20 protein-coding genes are annotated in these 16,282 nt (G+C 61.2%); 12 read left to right on the forward strand and 8 right to left on the reverse strand.

The window, feature by feature from the left end; genetic code table 11:
- The first annotated feature begins 3 nt into the window (after positions 1 to 3).
- The 3 genes from exbD (at position 4) to EHO51_RS21430 (ending at position 1,625) form a co-directional block, all read left to right on the forward strand.
- Positions 4 to 429, forward strand: coding sequence for a TonB system transport protein ExbD (gene exbD, locus EHO51_RS16550; protein ID WP_109024358.1), 426 nt, complete (start codon positions 4 to 6; stop codon positions 427 to 429).
- Positions 426 to 1,217: an energy transducer TonB gene (locus EHO51_RS16555; protein WP_124739794.1), complete on the forward strand. Its 792-nt coding sequence runs from the start codon at positions 426 to 428 to the stop codon at positions 1,215 to 1,217. Before exbD ends, EHO51_RS16555 begins: the two co-directional genes overlap by 4 nt.
- A gap of 243 nt (positions 1,218 to 1,460) precedes the next feature.
- Positions 1,461 to 1,625, forward strand: a complete 165-nt coding sequence (locus EHO51_RS21430; RefSeq protein WP_432431930.1) for a NepR family anti-sigma factor — start codon at positions 1,461 to 1,463, stop codon at positions 1,623 to 1,625.
- A gap of 214 nt (positions 1,626 to 1,839) precedes the next feature.
- Here the strand turns inward: EHO51_RS21430 and EHO51_RS16565 are convergent, their stop codons facing one another.
- The 3 genes from EHO51_RS16565 to EHO51_RS16575 all read right to left on the reverse strand — a co-directional run bounded on the left by EHO51_RS16565 (position 1,840) and on the right by EHO51_RS16575 (position 3,176).
- Positions 1,840 to 2,028 (reverse strand): hypothetical protein, encoded by a 189-nt coding sequence (locus tag EHO51_RS16565; RefSeq protein ID WP_124739795.1) that lies wholly within the window; start codon positions 2,026 to 2,028, stop codon positions 1,840 to 1,842.
- Between the two features lie 177 nt (positions 2,029 to 2,205).
- Positions 2,206 to 2,403 carry a CsbD family protein gene (locus tag EHO51_RS16570; RefSeq protein WP_124739796.1) on the reverse strand — a complete coding sequence of 66 codons (198 nt, stop codon included), beginning with the start codon at positions 2,401 to 2,403 and terminating at the stop codon, positions 2,206 to 2,208.
- 299 nt (positions 2,404 to 2,702) lie between these two features.
- Positions 2,703 to 3,176, reverse strand: coding sequence for a J domain-containing protein (locus EHO51_RS16575; protein ID WP_124739797.1), 474 nt, complete (start codon positions 3,174 to 3,176; stop codon positions 2,703 to 2,705).
- Between the two features lie 211 nt (positions 3,177 to 3,387).
- On the opposite strand from EHO51_RS16575, the gene EHO51_RS16580 reads away from it, so the two are divergent.
- The 3 genes from EHO51_RS16580 (at position 3,388) to EHO51_RS16590 (ending at position 5,738) form a co-directional block, all read left to right on the forward strand.
- Positions 3,388 to 3,858, forward strand: coding sequence for an SRPBCC family protein (locus tag EHO51_RS16580; protein WP_124739798.1), 471 nt, complete (start codon positions 3,388 to 3,390; stop codon positions 3,856 to 3,858).
- A 55-nt stretch (positions 3,859 to 3,913) separates the two neighbouring features.
- Complete coding sequence (locus EHO51_RS16585; RefSeq protein ID WP_124739799.1) at positions 3,914 to 5,020, forward strand: aminotransferase class III-fold pyridoxal phosphate-dependent enzyme; 1,107 nt, start codon at positions 3,914 to 3,916, stop codon at positions 5,018 to 5,020.
- A gap of 67 nt (positions 5,021 to 5,087) precedes the next feature.
- Positions 5,088 to 5,738 (forward strand): hypothetical protein, encoded by a 651-nt coding sequence (locus EHO51_RS16590; RefSeq protein WP_124739800.1) that lies wholly within the window; start codon positions 5,088 to 5,090, stop codon positions 5,736 to 5,738.
- A gap of 74 nt (positions 5,739 to 5,812) precedes the next feature.
- On the opposite strand, the gene EHO51_RS16595 is transcribed toward EHO51_RS16590, so the two are convergent.
- The 3 genes from EHO51_RS16595 to mtnC form a co-directional block, all read right to left on the reverse strand.
- Positions 5,813 to 6,067, reverse strand: coding sequence for a hypothetical protein (locus tag EHO51_RS16595; RefSeq protein WP_014892083.1), 255 nt, complete (start codon positions 6,065 to 6,067; stop codon positions 5,813 to 5,815).
- A 118-nt stretch (positions 6,068 to 6,185) separates the two neighbouring features.
- Positions 6,186 to 6,515, reverse strand: a complete 330-nt coding sequence (locus EHO51_RS16600) for a 2Fe-2S iron-sulfur cluster-binding protein (RefSeq protein WP_124739801.1) — start codon at positions 6,513 to 6,515, stop codon at positions 6,186 to 6,188.
- A gap of 52 nt (positions 6,516 to 6,567) precedes the next feature.
- Positions 6,568 to 7,254 carry an acireductone synthase gene (gene mtnC, locus EHO51_RS16605; protein WP_124739802.1) on the reverse strand — a complete coding sequence of 229 codons (687 nt, stop codon included), beginning with the start codon at positions 7,252 to 7,254 and terminating at the stop codon, positions 6,568 to 6,570.
- 217 nt (positions 7,255 to 7,471) lie between these two features.
- Here mtnC and EHO51_RS16610 point away from each other — a divergent pair, with 217 nt between their 5' ends.
- Positions 7,472 to 8,098 (forward strand): class I SAM-dependent methyltransferase, encoded by a 627-nt coding sequence (locus tag EHO51_RS16610; RefSeq protein WP_124739803.1) that lies wholly within the window; start codon positions 7,472 to 7,474, stop codon positions 8,096 to 8,098.
- 24 nt (positions 8,099 to 8,122) lie between these two features.
- Here the strand turns inward: EHO51_RS16610 and EHO51_RS16615 are convergent, their stop codons facing one another.
- The gene (locus EHO51_RS16615) at positions 8,123 to 10,150 is read right to left on the reverse strand and encodes a thioredoxin domain-containing protein (protein WP_124739804.1); all 2,028 of its coding nucleotides are present in this window, start codon (positions 10,148 to 10,150) and stop codon (positions 8,123 to 8,125) included.
- A gap of 206 nt (positions 10,151 to 10,356) precedes the next feature.
- A complete protein-coding gene (locus EHO51_RS16620; RefSeq protein ID WP_026222700.1) occupies positions 10,357 to 10,659 on the reverse strand; it encodes a hypothetical protein in 303 nt (100 codons plus the stop codon).
- Between the two features lie 330 nt (positions 10,660 to 10,989).
- On the opposite strand from EHO51_RS16620, the gene EHO51_RS16625 reads away from it, so the two are divergent.
- The 5 genes from EHO51_RS16625 (at position 10,990) to sufB (ending at position 16,263) form a co-directional block, all read left to right on the forward strand.
- Complete coding sequence (locus EHO51_RS16625) at positions 10,990 to 11,469, forward strand: hypothetical protein (protein WP_124739805.1); 480 nt, start codon at positions 10,990 to 10,992, stop codon at positions 11,467 to 11,469.
- Between the two features lie 250 nt (positions 11,470 to 11,719).
- Positions 11,720 to 13,504 carry a nif-specific transcriptional activator NifA gene (gene nifA / locus EHO51_RS16630; RefSeq protein WP_245434638.1) on the forward strand — a complete coding sequence of 595 codons (1,785 nt, stop codon included), beginning with the start codon at positions 11,720 to 11,722 and terminating at the stop codon, positions 13,502 to 13,504.
- A gap of 282 nt (positions 13,505 to 13,786) precedes the next feature.
- Positions 13,787 to 13,981, forward strand: coding sequence for a 4Fe-4S binding protein (locus tag EHO51_RS16635; protein WP_018406744.1), 195 nt, complete (start codon positions 13,787 to 13,789; stop codon positions 13,979 to 13,981).
- A gap of 44 nt (positions 13,982 to 14,025) precedes the next feature.
- Positions 14,026 to 14,763, forward strand: coding sequence for a 4Fe4S-binding leucine-rich repeat protein (locus EHO51_RS16640; protein WP_245434639.1), 738 nt, complete (start codon positions 14,026 to 14,028; stop codon positions 14,761 to 14,763).
- A 12-nt stretch (positions 14,764 to 14,775) separates the two neighbouring features.
- Complete coding sequence (gene sufB / locus EHO51_RS16645) at positions 14,776 to 16,263, forward strand: Fe-S cluster assembly protein SufB (RefSeq protein ID WP_124739808.1); 1,488 nt, start codon at positions 14,776 to 14,778, stop codon at positions 16,261 to 16,263.
- Positions 16,264 to 16,282: the final 19 nt, after the last annotated feature.

Here is a 16,282-nt window from a genome sequence, read left to right on the forward strand (position 1 = left end):
ATCATGGCCGTTCATCTCAAAAGCGATCTTCAGGAAACGCACGAAATCAACGTCACGCCGTTTATCGACGTGATGCTCGTGCTGCTCATCATCTTCATGGTGGCGGCCCCCCTCGCCACTGTCGATCTTCCGGTCGATCTTCCGGCTTCCAACGCCGCGCCGCATGAAAAGCCCGACAAGCCGATTTACGTGACGATCCAGGGCGATCTCGCGCTCGCCCTGGGCGAGACGCCCGTCAAACGCAACGATCTCGTTTCTGCTCTCGACGGGCTCCTGGGCGACAAGTCGAAACGCATCTATTTGCGAGCCGACACCAGCGTGCCCTATGGCGAGATGATGGCGATCTTGGAGCGGTTGCGCGCTGGCGGTTATCTGCGCGTGGCGCTCGTCGCGCTCGACGCGGGCGGCAAGGAGCAGGCCCCGCAATGAGCGCCGCCGCCGCTCTCCAGAAGCCGCAGTCGAACGGCAAGCTTTGGGGCGCCGCAGTCGCCCTGGCGCTGTTTCTGCACGTCGGCGGCGCCGTCGCCGCGCTGGTGACCTTGCGGGGCGACCTCGACGAGGACGCGTCCGGCGCTCCAGCGATTGAATTGTCTCTCGAGCCTGCCGCGCCGCGAGACGCCGAGGCCGCGGATCTGCCGCCTGGACCCCTCTCTGACGAAGCGGCCGCCGCTGCGCCTTCCGTCGCCGCATCAGAGGCGAAGGAGACGAACGAAGAGCGGATCACCCACGCCGAGTCGGAAGACGCCGAGTTCACGCACAACGTTCGGCCGGAGAAGCCGATCGAAGAAGAGAAGAAACATCAGGCGCAGCCGGTCGTCTCGGCCGAGTCTGCCGCCTCCGAGGCGACTGCGCCGCCCAAGTCTGACGCCGACCGACAATCCGACCGGCCCGTGGCGCCTGTTCAAGGGGCTGACGCCGTCGCCAACGCCGTCAAGCTGACGTGGCAAAAGGCCCTGCTCTCGCATCTCAACCGGCATAAGCGCTATCCTGGCGCCGCCGGGCGTCGATCCGCGGAAGCGAGCGTTTCGTTCACGCTCGACAGGCACGGCCATGTCGTCAGCTACAGCATCAAACGTTCTGCGGGACATCCACTCTTCGACGACGCTGCGCTCGCGATGATGAAGCGCGCCGACCCCGTTCCGCCGCCGCCGCCGGTGATCGCGGACGAGGGGCTGACCTTCGAAGTGCCCGTGCAATTTCGCATTGGCAAGAAATAGCTGCGGCTTGAACGGAGGCGGTTCGAGAGCCGAGGCTTACCGACCGCCGCTATGAATAGTCAGCTGCGACTGAACGTTGTGAAGCTTAGTTTGGGGTTCTCCACAGCGCTTATTTGCGGCTAAGCTTTTCTATTCCTTAAAAAATATGGACCATTGTCGGAACAGATTTTCGAATCGGCGCTTCATTCCCCGTGTGGAGAGCTCCTGATGCCGCCACATGAACAGAGGCTGATAGAGACGACAATGCGAGGAAATCGATACATACGCGATGCGGTTGATGTGGAGCCGAGCGTGAGGCGGCTCGGTGAGCAGCTTCGGCGCCAATTTTCGGATATCGCTACGGAGCCGCTGCCTGACGATATGCTGGCCCTTCTGGAAGAGCTTGGCCAGATTAGCGCGGTCGAGTGACGCGCAAAGAGATTTCTCGAATCTCAGCGCATCTTGTTGGGACGATCCGCGAAGTCCAATTTGATCAGGAGTCCTTTGAGGTCCTCGGGCACCGGCTTCATGATCAAGTCGAGATATAAAAGCGAGAAGCGCTTTCCGAGCGCCTCGCTTAGAGAGCGCCGAAGCAGCGCTCTCTTGCCCTGTCTAAGGGCGATTTTCGGAGAAGCTGCATTCATCATAAAGAACGCGCCTCCTGCTTGAACAACGACTGCCAGGCGGAGAGTTCAGGGCGCATGTGCTTGCGCGCGGGCGCACGTTCGGTCGATTGCTCCGAAAAGCGGAACGCGCCGCCGCCACGGGAAGCGTGCGATTTGCCACGTTTCGATCGATATTCGACGGTGAACGGGCGAACAGTTTTCTTCATCGATAGACCTTCGTCTTGGGCGCCTTTATAAAACCTCGGCGCAAAGCCAGATGTTCCGGCGCTCTAATTGCTGAACGCAATTTCGCGAACACATTGCTCGCGCGCGGGTGGATTGCATTTCAAAATGAAAACGCCGGCGAAGCTATTTCGCCGGCGTCTTGCAATGGTGGGCGGGAGCTAGTGGCGCGACATCCAGCTGTCGACCTGCTCCTTGGCCTTGTCCTTGGCGACGCCGTAGCGCTCCTGGATCATGCCTTCGAGCTGCTCGCGGTTCCCGTTGATGCGCGTAATGTCATCGTCGGTGAGCTTGCCCCACTGCTCCTTCACGTTTCCGGTGAACTTCTTCCAATTGCCTTCGATCGTGTCCCAGTTCATGAATTCCTCCTTGTCAGGAGGCGGCCGCAGTCGCGGCGACGCCTTGGAAAGCCGAGCCCGGGCCTAGCTTTCACGAGCATAAAACCTTTTCGACGGATAAGATGTTCCCTGTGGACTTGTGCTTTCGCTATAAATTAGCAGTCTAGCCCATGTTTGCCGCGTTCACTTCCCGCTGGGCAAGCTTAAGAATTCTGGCCTATGCCTGCGCTGTATTTTTTGCTCGCGCACGCACTCGGATTCCACATAAGCGGCAGCCGGCCTCAGAATTGACGCTGGGTTTGGTTGGCGCTCAATGATGGTCAACCCGTCATCGTGAGGTGCTTGAGCAGCGCGTCGCGCGCCTCGACGATGCGGCGATACTGTTCGTCGCTGCCGCCTGCATCGGGATGCGCGGTCTTGGCCAACTGACGGAAGGCGGCGTTGATCTCGGACAGATTGAGCAGGCCCTCGAATGGCAGCCCTAAAATTTCCCGATGTTCATGGTCGTCGTCGAGATCCGCCCGAAAAAATAGCGTGCGGCGCTTTGCTCGCGCCTCGAGGCGCAGATTGAGCTGATCCTCTCGCCATCGCTGGCGTGACATAACCAGACATTCGCCAAAGGCGATCCGGCCCAGCGTTTCAAGTTCGTCAAGACTGAAGGGCCCCACGACGCCATAGGGCGGCGCCAGAGACGCCCTCCTGCCGGTCTCGTCATGCTGGATATCGCCGATGGTCGCCATATCCAATATTCCCATCGAGCCGTTCCAGACGACCCATTCCTCTTTGTCCGTCATGCGGAGCGCTCATGCTGACCCGACCCGCGCTTCGCCTTTTTGTACAAAAGCGTTCACGAGAGCTGAGCCATGAGCCATGCATGTTCAGAGCCAAAGCGCATGCTGCGCGTGAGCCGAGCCGGGCGTCGATAAACGCATGATGTCTACTTCCGCGCCGCCCGCAGGCCTGGCTTGAGCCTTGCATGTTAGGCGGTAACGGGAGCAGGACTCGGTGCTTGACGCTACACAGACACGCAGTCTCACGACGGAGAAGGACCTCGAACATCCGATCGAGGCCGTTTGGCGCGCGATGACAGATTCGGAGTGGCTCGCCGTTTGGTTCTTTCCAAATGACGTTGAGCCGGTTGTCGGCCACAAGTTCACGATCTGGAGCCGCCCGATCGAGCGCTGGGACGGCGAATTCAAGTGCCAGGTTCTCGCCGTGGAGCCCGGCCGTATGTTGCGTTTCAGCTGGTCGGGCGGTGATGACGAGCTGAAGGGTTTTGGCCGATACATCGACACGACAGTTACGTGGACGATCTCGCAGCTGCCGGATGGCGGCACGCATTTTGTTTTTGTCCAGGACGGAATCGACGCTGCCCCTACGGCGGACGCGGTCTACGACGTCATGCTCAAAGGCTCGCAGAGCGTGTTGAACTCTCTTGCCAAAAGACTCCCTGACCTCATCGAACACGGCGCCTGAAACGCCACGCTTGCCCGAGCTCATCGGAGCGGCGACCAGGCGAGCTCAGAGCAACATGTCAGCCACATTCCCAGATTCGACGAGCGAGCCTAACGCGCCCATCACTCCCGCCGTCGACGACGACACATGCGTCGGAGGCGCGCCGCTCGACTTTTCTGGCGCATCGCTCTTCTTTCCGGAAAATTATGCAGGATCAACGCTCCGCACGGATGCGCCGATAGGTTCGCCTCAATCAGCGGCGGAAGCCGCGGCGCTCTCGGATGCTTTATGCGCGAAGATTTCGCCCGTTTCTTTTGGCGACCGCGTGTTTTTGCTTCCCTCCGAGTCCGACGCCTGGCGTGTCGCCGTCGAAATGGTTCGGCGCTACCATCGCCTCGTCGGTCGCCCCAAGCGACGTCGCTTTATTGTCTGCGTCGGGCCTGCTGATGGATCGGAGAGCCTTCCGCCTGGCCTTGAGGGCGACGACGAGATCGTCACTCTCCGAACCGACGATCACGCTGCAGTGCAGGCGGAAGTCGATGTCAGGACCGCGGGAATTCTGATCGCGCCGGTCAGGACGCAAGCCGGTTTTGAGGTCGTCTCAGGAAGCGTCCTCGCCAGACTGCGCGAGACCGCAGACGAATATGGGCTCATACTCGCTTTCGACGAAAGTTTTTGCGGCTTCGGCCGCTCAGGCATGCTTTGGGCGCACGAATGGACCGGCGTCACCCCTGACATGATGGTCGCCAGTCACTCGCCTGCAGACGCCCCGCCGCTGGCTGCGCTCGTCGTCACGCAAAGACTGGCACGAGGCGCGCTCGGCGGCTCGACGCTTGCTGACGGGGCCGCGCTTCTGGCTGGGCACGCGCTAATCGACGCTCTGTCGACGCCAGGCTTTCAGGAACGTGTGCAGAACCGAAGCTGGTATCTCGAAGACCGGCTGTCCGCCTTGTTTTATCGGCGTCGTGCAGCTTTTACGGCAAGGGATGGCCTTGGCCTGATGCAGGCGCTAACGCTCGCGGGAGACGCGGAGCCCATGCGCGCGAAGCTGGCCGCGCACGGGCTCCTCGCGCGCGCGATGGGGTCGGTCCTGGGTTTATTTCCTCCGCTCACAACTGAGGAAAGCGACATCGATGCGGCGGTATCCTGCATCGAAATGGTTTGCGCGCAGGAGGAACGATGAGCGCGCGAGTCGTTCGCCTCCGCCTCACTGAGGCATTCCTTAAAATCCTGGCGGACCGTTCAACATCATGATCGAGATAAATGCGGCTGATCCAAATTTACGAGTCATCGGGCGAGACCCGGTTCCTCCCTCGCTGCGGCGATTCATCTGGGACATTCAGTCCATGGTCGAACTCGCCGAAAGCGAGCGGGAGATTTTGCTGATCGGCCGCGATCTCATGGCCCGGCTCTTTACGACGGACGATTGGCTGCCAACGGTCTTCGCCGTCCCAAATCCCGCCGGAGGCCAGCAATTCCAGATTTATCGCGACGGGCTCGATCGCTTTTCCGTCGTGAGCACAATTTTGTCGGGCGGCGCCTGCGTGACAATCTCTCAGCCTTCGGTTTGGGAGATTGCGGGCGTGTTGCGCGGCGCAATCAACCGCCAGCAACTCGATGCTCCCACGAACAGCGCGCAGGCCGGCGCGTCCCGTCTATTGCAAGCGAGCGCTGTGGAAGCCGCCCGGTCGTCCGCGAGCGGCGAGGCCGTCGAGCTTCGCAACGCGCTGGATGATCAAACATCCATCATCATCCATGTTTATGGCGGCGACATCGGCAGGATCAGTCGCCGATCCGGCGCATCAGGCGGAAGCGGCGACGCGCCGCCATTGGGCTACGCCAATTCGGACAACGATCCTCCTTACGATATTTTTTCAATTCAGAACGAGATCCGGGATTGAGGCGCGAACGCTGAAGGTTCTCGCCACCGGCGATTGATCATGCGCGCCAGAGGATGCCGGAAAGAGAGTGATTTCTATGAGGGATCGAAATATTCGATCTTTTGGCCTGGATCCCTGTTCGGGCAGGGGATTTCTTTGAACAGAACTTCGGCGAAGGCCTTGAGGCCGGTGTTCGTGCGTAGAGACAGGCGATTGGGGTCGGACGTCCAGCTTTGATAAGTGACGATCCCACGGGTGATGCTGATCACCGTGTATTTTTCGGAGTTGATTTCGCCGCCCTTCGTCCGATAGCACTTCCCGGGCAGAACGCTTTCTTCCTTCATCGGCATGGATGCTCACCCTGCATCTTGGCGCTGCGTGCATGGCCGTTGAGCAAGTTCCAGACCATATAGCGTTTCCGCGGGAACGTTCGCTGCAACCATCGACGTTCGAAACGGTGCGGGCGAATCAAAAGCCGGTCGCATCCTCCGGGGCGATGCGGATCGCCATTCCGTCGAACGTTTCTTCGAACCTGATTTGACAGGCGAGACGCGAATTGAATTTGCGATGGCTGGCTGTCGCAAGCATCCGGTTTTCTCCGGGTCCGGAGTCGGCCATTTCAATCCCCTGAGGCAGGGTGAGATAGACATGGCACGTCGCACAGGCGCAGCTGCCGCCGCATTGCGCGACTAGCTCTTCGACGCCGGCGCGCCGGATTAATTTCATCAGCGAGACGCCATTTTTGCCGGTGATTTCCTGGCTGGCGCCGTCTCTGGTTTCAAGAGTGAACGTGGCCATCTGTCTCCATCTGCCCGAAGCCGTCAGCGATGTTTTCCTTGGCGCGAGCGCGTCACGATCCCAAATTCACTGACGCGAAATCAAGGCAAACCGCATGGCGACTATCCGCAGGACCTTCTCGCGCGATGAGCGTCGTGGCAAGGCCCGCCGACTGGGCGGCGTCCAATTCGTCCCCATCGCCCGACAGCGCCAGCACTGATCCCGAAGGCAAATCGAGACGCTCGCAGATCGCGCGGTAGGAGGCCGGTTCGACTTTCTGACCGATGGACGTGTCGAAGAAATCCTCGAACAGGCTTGTGAGGTCGCCGCAGGCGCTGTGGCTCAGCAAGAGTTGCTGCGCCAATCTCGAATGGGACGAGTAAACAAACAGGCGAAGGCCCGATGAGGCCCATGATCTCAGCGATTCCGCGACGTCCGGATAAAGCTCGCTTTTGATCGCGCCTGCCTCATAACTCTCGCGCCAGATCAGGCCCTGGATCGTCTTCAGCGGGGTCGCCTTGCGGTTCTGCTTCATCCAGCGCAGCAACAGCGCTTCGGCTTCCTCGAGCTTCAAGTCGAATCCGCCAAGGAGACGCCCCGTTTCCTCCAAGGCGTCTTCCACATCGGGGTCCGAGGCATGTTCTGCGATGAAGGCGCCTAGCCGCGCCTGCGCGAGCGGCATGAGAGTCCCGGTCGCGAAAGCCATCGGAACGGCGGCGCCTTCGAGCTCAATCAGGACGGCGCGCACCGGTTCACTCATCGTGGATCCGTTTGGTGTAGAATTGTCGCAGTCGCGGCGCCGGCCGCCTGTGCTTCAGCCGTTCCCAAAGTTGGCTCTGGCAAGCATCATATGTGCCGTGTACTCCCGCGCGAGGCTCCAAGGCGATCGTGTCGCTCCCTGCGCCACATCGACGGGTAGGCAGCGCGACGTGCTCGCGGCGTCGGCGATAGCGAGAAGATTGTTCGGAGGCCCCACAATGGCTGCAAGCGCGGACGAGTTGAAAGCGGTCACGGGCGGCACGCTGCAACATTACAATCAGCGCGCCGAGTCGTTCTGGGAGGGAACGCGCAGCCACGACGTCACACAAAATATCGCGGCGATGCTCAGCCACATTCGCGGCGAGCCTCCTTTCACCTTGCTCGATTTCGGTTGCGGGCCTGGACGCGATTTGAAGGCGCTCGCCGCGCTTGGGCATGTCGCGATCGGGCTTGATGGAGCGCCGCGCTTTGTCGAAATGGCGCGCATTCACAGCGGTTGCGAGGTGTGGCTGCAGGATTTTCTCGCGCTCGATTTGCCTGATCGCCACTTTGACGGAGTCTTCGCCAATGCGTCGCTGTTTCATGTGCCGCGCAGCGAATTGCCACGCGTCCTGCGCGCGCTTCGCGCCGCTCTGAAGCCCGGGGGCATCCTGTTCAGCTCCATTCCGCATGGCGCGGATCAGGAAGGATGGAGCAATGAACGCTATGGCGTGTTTCACGCCCCCGAAAGCTGGCGCGCTTTCGGGTCGGCGGTGGGCTTCATCGAGGTCGAGCATTATTACAGGCCCAGCGGCGCGCCGCCGGGCGAACAGCCATGGCTGGCGAGCGTATGGCGACGCGAATAGGCGACGTCGGATGCGGGAAGCGAGTCACGTCTCGCGCAGAGCCGCCGCGAGCGCATCGGGCTCGACGATAGGCAGCGAGCAGACCATTCCCCGGCAGACATAAGCCGTGGCGCGATCGCCCAGCAAGGTTTTGCCGAAAGCCGGATGCGCGCGAGGCAGCGCGGCGCCCGGCGCGATGACGCTCAAAACCCGACCGGGCCGACTGACGCCGTAAATCACGCGCTTCAGCGCCGCGGTATCCGCGGCGTCCGTTTCGCCAATCACGACAATCTGCAAGGCCGCTCGCAGCATTTCTATGCCGTTCAACAGTGACGAAAAACCAAGAACGCGCTCGCGAATTGTCCCGGAAAAGTCCTTTGCGATCGCCTCGGCGCGTTGCCGGTAGACGCTCTCGCCCGTCAAATAATAGAGCTGCGCCAGCACCTGCAGCATCATGCCATTGCCGGAGGGAAGGGCGGAGTCCTCGGCGATTTTCACGCGCGCGATCAGCGTATCGGCGTCGTCGGCGGCATAAAAATAGCCGCCGTTTCGATCGCGATAATGATGCTCCACATGCTCGACCCAGCGTCGCGCGCGTTCGAGATAGGACGGCGCGCCGGTGGCTTCGTAGAGCGCCAGCGCCGCTCGGCACATTGCGCCGTAGTCGTCGAGGACGGCCATATGACGTGGGCGCCCGCAACGCCAGGAATGGAGCAGACGACCATCGTCCGTCGTCATCGCGCCCTTGACGAAATCGAAGGCTTCGATGGCGATATCGAGCCAGTCCCCACGTTCAAACACGCATGCCGCCTTGGCGATGGCGGCGATCGTCAATCCATTCCAGTCGGCCAAGACCTTATCGTCGCACCCCGGCCTGACGCGGCGCTCGCGCACCGAGAACAAGGCGGCGCGGTCTTCCGCCAGCGCCGCCTCGCTCTCCTCATCCAGCAGCTCGATTGAGCCCAGACGGTTGAGGACGGACTTGCCGTGTTCCCAGTTGCCTTCGCGGCTGACGCCATAGGCGCGTTCGAAGAACGGCGCGCGCGCGCCCAGAGCTTCCCCTATTTCTGCTTCGCTCCAACTGTAGAACTTGCCTTCTTCGCCTTCGCTGTCGGCGTCGAGACTGCTGGCGAACCCGCCGCCTGGCGCGCGCATCTCGCGCGTCATCCACTCGATCGTCTCTGTCACGCGCAGGCGATACAGTTCGCGACGTTCGTCTTGCCAGACCTCCGTCAGTAGTTCGATCAGCTGCGCGTTGTCGTAGAGCATTTTTTCAAAATGCGGCACCAGCCATCGATTGTCGGTCGAGTAGCGCGCGAAACCGCCGCCCAAATGGTCGTAGACGCCGCCCTGCGAAATATGATCGAGCGTCAAAACGACGGCTTGTCGCAACGAGTCGCGACCCGTTCGCTTCCAGGCCCTCCAGAGAAAGTCGAGGCTGGTCGCCTGCGGGAATTTTGGCGCCGACCCGAAGCCGCCGTCCACGTGGTCGAGCCGTTGCTCCAACTGCGCGCAAATGCTCTCGACGAGGTCGGGCGAGACCGGCTCTCCGGGAGTCGTTTCGGACAGGCTGGCCAGTCCTGCGCTGAGCTCGGCGACATTATGTTCGATCGCATTGGCGCGCGTGCGCCAAAGTTCCGCGATGGTTTTTAGAAGCTCGGCGAATCCGGGCCTTCCGCCCTGCGCAGAAGGGGGGAAATATGTTCCGCCCCAGAAGGGCTTGCCCTCCGGCGTCAGAAACATCGTCAAGGGCCAACCGCCGCGCTGACCCATCATCATCAAAGCTTGTTGATACAGATAGTCGACGTCCGGCCGCTCTTCGCGATCCACCTTCACATTGATGAAAAATTCGTTCATCAACGCCGCGATTTCGGGGTCCTCGAACGATTCATGGGCCATCACATGGCACCAATGACAGGCGGCGTAGCCAGACGAGAGCAATATCGGCTTGCCCGTCTGCTTGGCGAGCGCGAGCGTTTCCGCGCTCCAAGCCTGCCAGTGCACCGGATTGTGCTGGTGCTGCAACAAATAGGGGCTGGTCTCTTGACCGAGCCGGTTGCTCTCGACGCTCATGGAGTCGTCCTCCCTGTGCGGATTACATACGGCTGCCGGACGTCAAGCGCCAATCGCTGCGGGCGGATTTCGCCGATGCGCCGCAGGCGAGAAAATTCGTCGGGCGCAAAGAGCAGAGGGGCGGCTGGGAAGAGGCGTTTCCAGGGAAGGAGAGTCGCGCGCGGCGCTTGGGTCCGCCTTGATGGTTCGCTGGCGCCGCGCGGTGGTTAATGTGGCGCGGCTTCGTTGCTCGGGAGCACGTCGCGGATGCGCTTGCCTTCCACCCAGACGAAAGCCCCGTCGGGTTCGGCGCAGGCGATGTCCTGTTCGGCGATCAGCTTGTCGCAGAGCATGATGCAAATGGCGTCGATCGGCGCGTCTCTGTCGTTTTCCTCGGTCATGCGGTCGATCGAGATTTCACCCATCTCCTCGTCGTCGACCAAATGGATAATAAACACTTCCTCATGGCCGGGAGAGCCATGCGCGTTCACCCGGAAGGTTTCCCCCTTGTAGCGGAATTCGCGTATCATTCCTGGCCCTTTTTTCATTTGCTTGGTTGTGTCCGCGATCGCGCGCCTCTTGGCGTTTGGCGGCCCCCGCGTGCCCGGCGCGCACGCAAACTGCGTGCCATTTGTGCGTCGTGGACCTTGGTTTTGTACGAACATGTACTGAATTGCTTTTGAAGGAGGCAAGAGGCGCTTGGGAGATCGGAAAAGCGCCATGCCGGCCCCGTCCTCGTCGAGCGTCATTTCCGTCTGCTACTCAGCCGTCTCGATCGCGCGCGAAAATCGCGCGAGGCGTTTTGCGGATGACGTCCACGACGATCCCCATATTGGCTCAGCGATTGCTTTGAGCCGGCCATGAACGCTTCGCGCGCCGACGCTGACGTCGTGAACTTCGGCGAACTTGACCCGAAGACAAACGAACTGCTGCAGCAGGGCGTCGTCGCTTATCGGACTGACCGTGAGAAGGCCGACAACCTGTTCAAGCAGGCCTTGGCGCTGACGCCGCAGGAGCTGGCGCCCTATTACTGTCTCTACAAAATCCACACCTACATGGGCAGTCTCGACTACGCCGCTGACGTCGCCGCGCAAGGCATGAAGGAGGCCACGCGTCAGGCGGGTTGGCCAAGCGATCCTATGGCGTGGCCGGCGACGGCCGAGGCGCATGACGGGCCGGCGCGCTTCGCCCTCTATACGCTGAAGGCGCTAAGCTTCATCGAATTGAAGCGCGGTCACAGCGAAACCGCAAAGGAATATCTCGATATCCTCTCCCGCGCCGATCCGCAGGGCAGCGTCGGGTGGAAGGTGATCGAGGAATTGGCGCAGGGCAGCGTGTGATCGATGCGCGTGACACCGCCATGTCGTAACCTCAACAAAACTGCGCACGAATGTCACGCTTCGACCGATATCGCGCTGCACTTGTCGTAAAACCGACATTGTGCGCTGCGCCTGGGCGACAAAGCGCTGCTGTGCGTGGTTCTTGCATAAAACAAACTATGAACCGCGTGAGACGATCGGAATCGATCCTCGCATGTGCGAACGGAAACCCTGGCTTCGTGCTGACGGCGGCTGTTCGAGGAAGGCGGCCATGGACGACGTAGCCACTTCACGCTCTACGCTCACAGGAGGCATGGCGGCAAAGCCGCCGCGGGCGAGACCCCCGTCCGCCGATACGGCGCTGCTCGGCATCTATGAAATCTCAAAAATCCTGACCGCGCCGGCCCGCCTCGAGCAGACGCTGGGCAATGTCGTCGCCGTGCTCAGCTCCTTCCTCGACATGAAATTGGGGATGATCACGATCCTCGACCAGCACGGCAATCCGGAGATCGTCGCGACCTCGGGTTGGACCAGCCGCGACGGCAGCAAGCCGATCGACACGCTGCCGGCCAAGGTGATCGACCGACTTGTCGCCACCGCCATGCCTGTCATTGTCGAGGACGTGTCCCGCGACGCCTTGTTCGCGACGGCCGCGGAGACGATCACCCGGGCGGTGGGCGCGAAAGTCTCCTTCCTCGCTGTTGCGATCAAGAGCGATAGCCGCGTCGTTGGGACGTTGTCGATCAATCGCTCGTCAGAAGATTGGATCTCCTACGCTTTCGACGCCGATCTGCGTTTATTGACGATGATCGCCAATCTGATCGGCCAAACGGTGAAGCTGCACCGCATGTTTTCGGCCGACCGGCAGCGGCTGCTGAACGAATGCAGCACGCTGGAGAAGGCGCTGGTCTCCTGCCTGCCGAAGGAGATTCGTGGAGAGCGGCCCGACGTCGCAGGCATCATCGGCGAGAGCCCGGCGATCTTGGAAGTGCTCGACACCATCGCCATCGTCGCGAAGTCCAATTCGACCGTGCTGCTGCGCGGCGAGAGCGGCACAGGCAAGGAGCTTTTTGCTCGCGCGGTGCACGACCTGTCGCGCCGCAGCGCCAAGCCCTTCGTCAAGCTGAACTGCGCCGCGCTGCCGGAAAGCGTTCTTGAATCGGAGCTGTTCGGTCATGAACGCGGCGCTTTCACGGGCGCCGTCGCGCAGCGTGCGGGGCGCTTCGAACTGGCCAATGGCGGCACGCTGCTGCTCGATGAAATCGGCGAAATATCGCCCGCCTTCCAGGCGAAGCTGCTGCGTGTGCTGCAGGAAGGCGAATTCGAGCGGGTTGGCGGGTCCAAGACCTTGAAAGTCAACGTTCGTTTCGTTTTCGCCACCAACAAAAATCTCGAAGAGGCGGTTGAGAAGGGCGAGTTCCGCGCCGACCTCTATTACCGCATCAGCGTTGTGCCGGTGTTTCTCCCGCCGTTGCGCGAGCGGCCTGGCGACGTTTCGCTGTTGGCGCAGAATTTCATTGAGACGTTCAACAGCGAAAACGATCAAAAGCACGAACTCTCGGCGAGCGCCATTGAGACGCTGCAACGCTGCTACTTCCCGGGCAACGTGCGCGAACTGGAAAATTGCGTGCGCCGCACGGCGACTTTGGCGCGCGACGAAACCATCGTCGATCATGACTTCGCCTGCGCGTCCGGCAAATGTCTCTCGGCCTTGCTATGGACCAGCAGCGCCAGCGGCGCCTATCCGCATGCGCATCCCGAACCGGCCGGCATGCGCGCCCCCGCTCCGCCCGAAGAGATGGCGACGGCGAGCCGCGGCGCAGCTGCGTCGGTTCCGACCTTCGTCAAGGAGAACTCGTCGCCGCTGGACGCCGCCGGGGCGGGGGAGAGCGACGGTTTCGCATCCTCCCGCAAGATGATCGACCGCGAGCGCCTCATCGAAGGCATGGAGAAGGCCGCCTGGGTCCAGGCCAAGGCTGCGCGACTGCTCGGCCTGTCGCTGCGCCAGGTCAATTATGCGCTGAAGAAATACAACATCGAAATAAAGCGCATCTGACCGCATCCGGCGATTGTCGCTTTTAGAACATTTGTTCAGTTCGTGCAGCCAAGCGGGCCGTATCGTTTCACCCGAAGGGGGTGAGCGAACGCGCCTGGAGGCGGACGGACTAAACCGGGCGGACGGTCCAAACCGACCCTGGCCCGCGCGTTTACAGGCGACATGCGATCATCGGCTTTCGTTCCGCGGCTTGCCGTTGGCGGCAAACAGGCGTGGTATGCGGCTGGCATGCGATTTGAAAGGAGGGGACAAGCTTGCAGTGAATCCATGAGGAATCGCGACATGGCGTACAAAATCATCGCCTCACAATGCACAGTGTGCGGCGCTTGCGAATTCGAATGTCCGAATGCGGCGATCCGCCTCAAGAACGACATGTACATCATCGACCCGAAGAAATGCACCGAGTGCGAGGGGCACTTCGATAAGCCGCAGTGTGCGGTCGTGTGCCCTGTCGAAAACACATGCGTGCCGGCCTAGCGCTATAAGTGCGGCCGAGCGGGGCGATGCAACGCATGGATCGCATGGACGCTGTCGACTGGCTTGGAAACTTCCTATCCTGCCGCGATTGTCCGCATGGGGAGATTCGCGAGAAAGGCCTTTGCGATCTCGGCCAGGTTTGCGTGCGCGACCGAAGGGCCCGCCGCATAGACAGGTTCTTCGCCGCGAGTCCGCAAGAATCTGCGAAATATCTCGATCATCCCTATTTTGAACTGCGCGTCGGCGCGGTCAAATATGCGAGCGTCTTTCAGTTGCGCGCGCTGATCGATGACGAGGAGCCGGACGTCAGAGCCATGGTGGCGCAACGTCTGCCGTTGCGTCTCGCTGAAAAATTGATCGGCGACTCCGACCGCAAAGTGCGCATGGCGATGGCCCAGCGAGTCGAGGGCGCAGGTCTCGTGAAGCTGCTTTTCGACGAAGACAGCGGCGTGCGCCTGATCGCCGCGCGTCGCGCGCCGCCCGATATCCTCGCCGGCGCGACCAACGATGACGACTCGCAGGTGCGATGCGAAGCGGCGCGCCGGGTCGCCCTCGACAAGCTTCCGGCCATGGCGCGCGATCCCGAACCCCGCGTGCGCATGATTATTGCAGAGCGGTTGGCGCCGGCGCAATTGGGACTGCTCGTCGCCGACGAAGATTTACGAGTCCGCTTCCTGGTGGCGGAGCGATGCGGGACGGAATTGCTGGCGCGTCTGCGCGACGATCCTGATCCGGAAGTGAGGCGCCTCGTCCAGGCGCGCCTGGACGAAGCGCAACAGTGAACGGAGAGCGAAATGGCGGCGGTGCAAGAGACAGTTGAACAGGTTCGTCGTGTCGGCGCTGATCAATATAAATATGGTTTCGTCACCGACATCGAATCCGACCTCGCTCCAAAAGGCCTGTCCGAAGAGATCGTCCGCTTCATTTCTGCGAAGAAGGGCGAGCCCGAATGGATGCTCGAATGGCGGCTGGAGGCCTATCGCCGCTGGCTGACGATGACCGAGCCGAAATGGGCGCGCGTCGATTACCCGGCGATCGACTATCAGGATCTCTATTATTACGCCGCGCCGAAATCGAAAGCCGGTCCGAAATCACTCGACGAAGTCGACCCGGAGCTGCTGCGCACATACGAAAAACTCGGCATTCCGCTGCATGAGCGCGAAATTCTTGCCGGCGTCGAACGGCCGGAGGGCGAAGAGCGCCCGCGCGTCGCGGTCGATGCGGTATTCGACTCGGTCTCCGTCGCAACGACGTTCAAAGAGGAGCTGAAGAAGTCGGGGGTGATTTTCTGCCCAATCTCCGAGGCGCTGCGCGAGCATCCCGAACTGGTGCGCAAATATCTCGGGACCGTGGTGCCGACCTCCGACAACTACTTTGCGACGCTGAACAGCGCGGTGTTTTCGGACGGCTCTTTCGTCTACATCCCGCCGGGCGTGCGCTGCCCGATGGAATTGTCGACCTATTTCCGGATCAACGAAAAAAACACCGGGCAGTTCGAGCGGACGCTCATCATCGCCGACAAAGGGTCCTACGTCAGCTATCTCGAAGGCTGCACCGCGCCCAAGCGCGACGAGAATCAGTTGCACGCGGCGGTGGTCGAACTCGTGACGCTCGACGACGCCGAAATCAAATATTCGACCGTGCAAAACTGGTATCCGGGCGACGAGAACGGCAAGGGCGGAATCTATAATTTCGTCACAAAGCGCGGCGATTGCCGCGGCGCCAATTCGAAGATCAGCTGGACTCAGGTCGAGACCGGCTCGGCGATCACCTGGAAATATCCCAGCTGCGTGTTGCGCGGCGATAATTCGCGCGGCGAATTCTACTCGATCGCGATCTCCAACGGTCGCCAGCAGGTCGACTCCGGCACCAAGATGATCCATCTCGGCAAGGGCACGTCCAGCCGCATCATCTCGAAGGGCATTTCCGCCGGCCGCTCGTCGAACGCCTATCGGGGGCTCGTCTCGGCGCATCGCAAGGCGGAGGGCGCCCGTAATTTCACGAATTGCGACTCGCTGCTCATCGGCGACGCCTGCAGCGCGCACACAATCCCCTATATCGAAGCGAAGAACCCGTCCTGCGTGTTCGAACACGAGGCGACGACTTCAAAGATCTCGGAGGACGTCTTGTTCTACTGCATGCAGCGCGGCCTATCGCAGGAAGATGCGACCGCGCTGGTGGTCAATGGGTTCGTGCGCGACGTGTTGCAGCAACTGCCGATGGAATTCGCGGTCGAAGCGCAAAAGCTGATCTCGGTCAGTCTCGAAGGCAGCGTCGGCTGACGCCTCTATAGAGTGGGAG

The sequence above is a fragment of the Methylocystis rosea genome (genome assembly GCF_003855495.1).
GTDB classification, from domain to species: Bacteria; Pseudomonadota; Alphaproteobacteria; order Rhizobiales; family Beijerinckiaceae; genus Methylocystis; species Methylocystis rosea_A.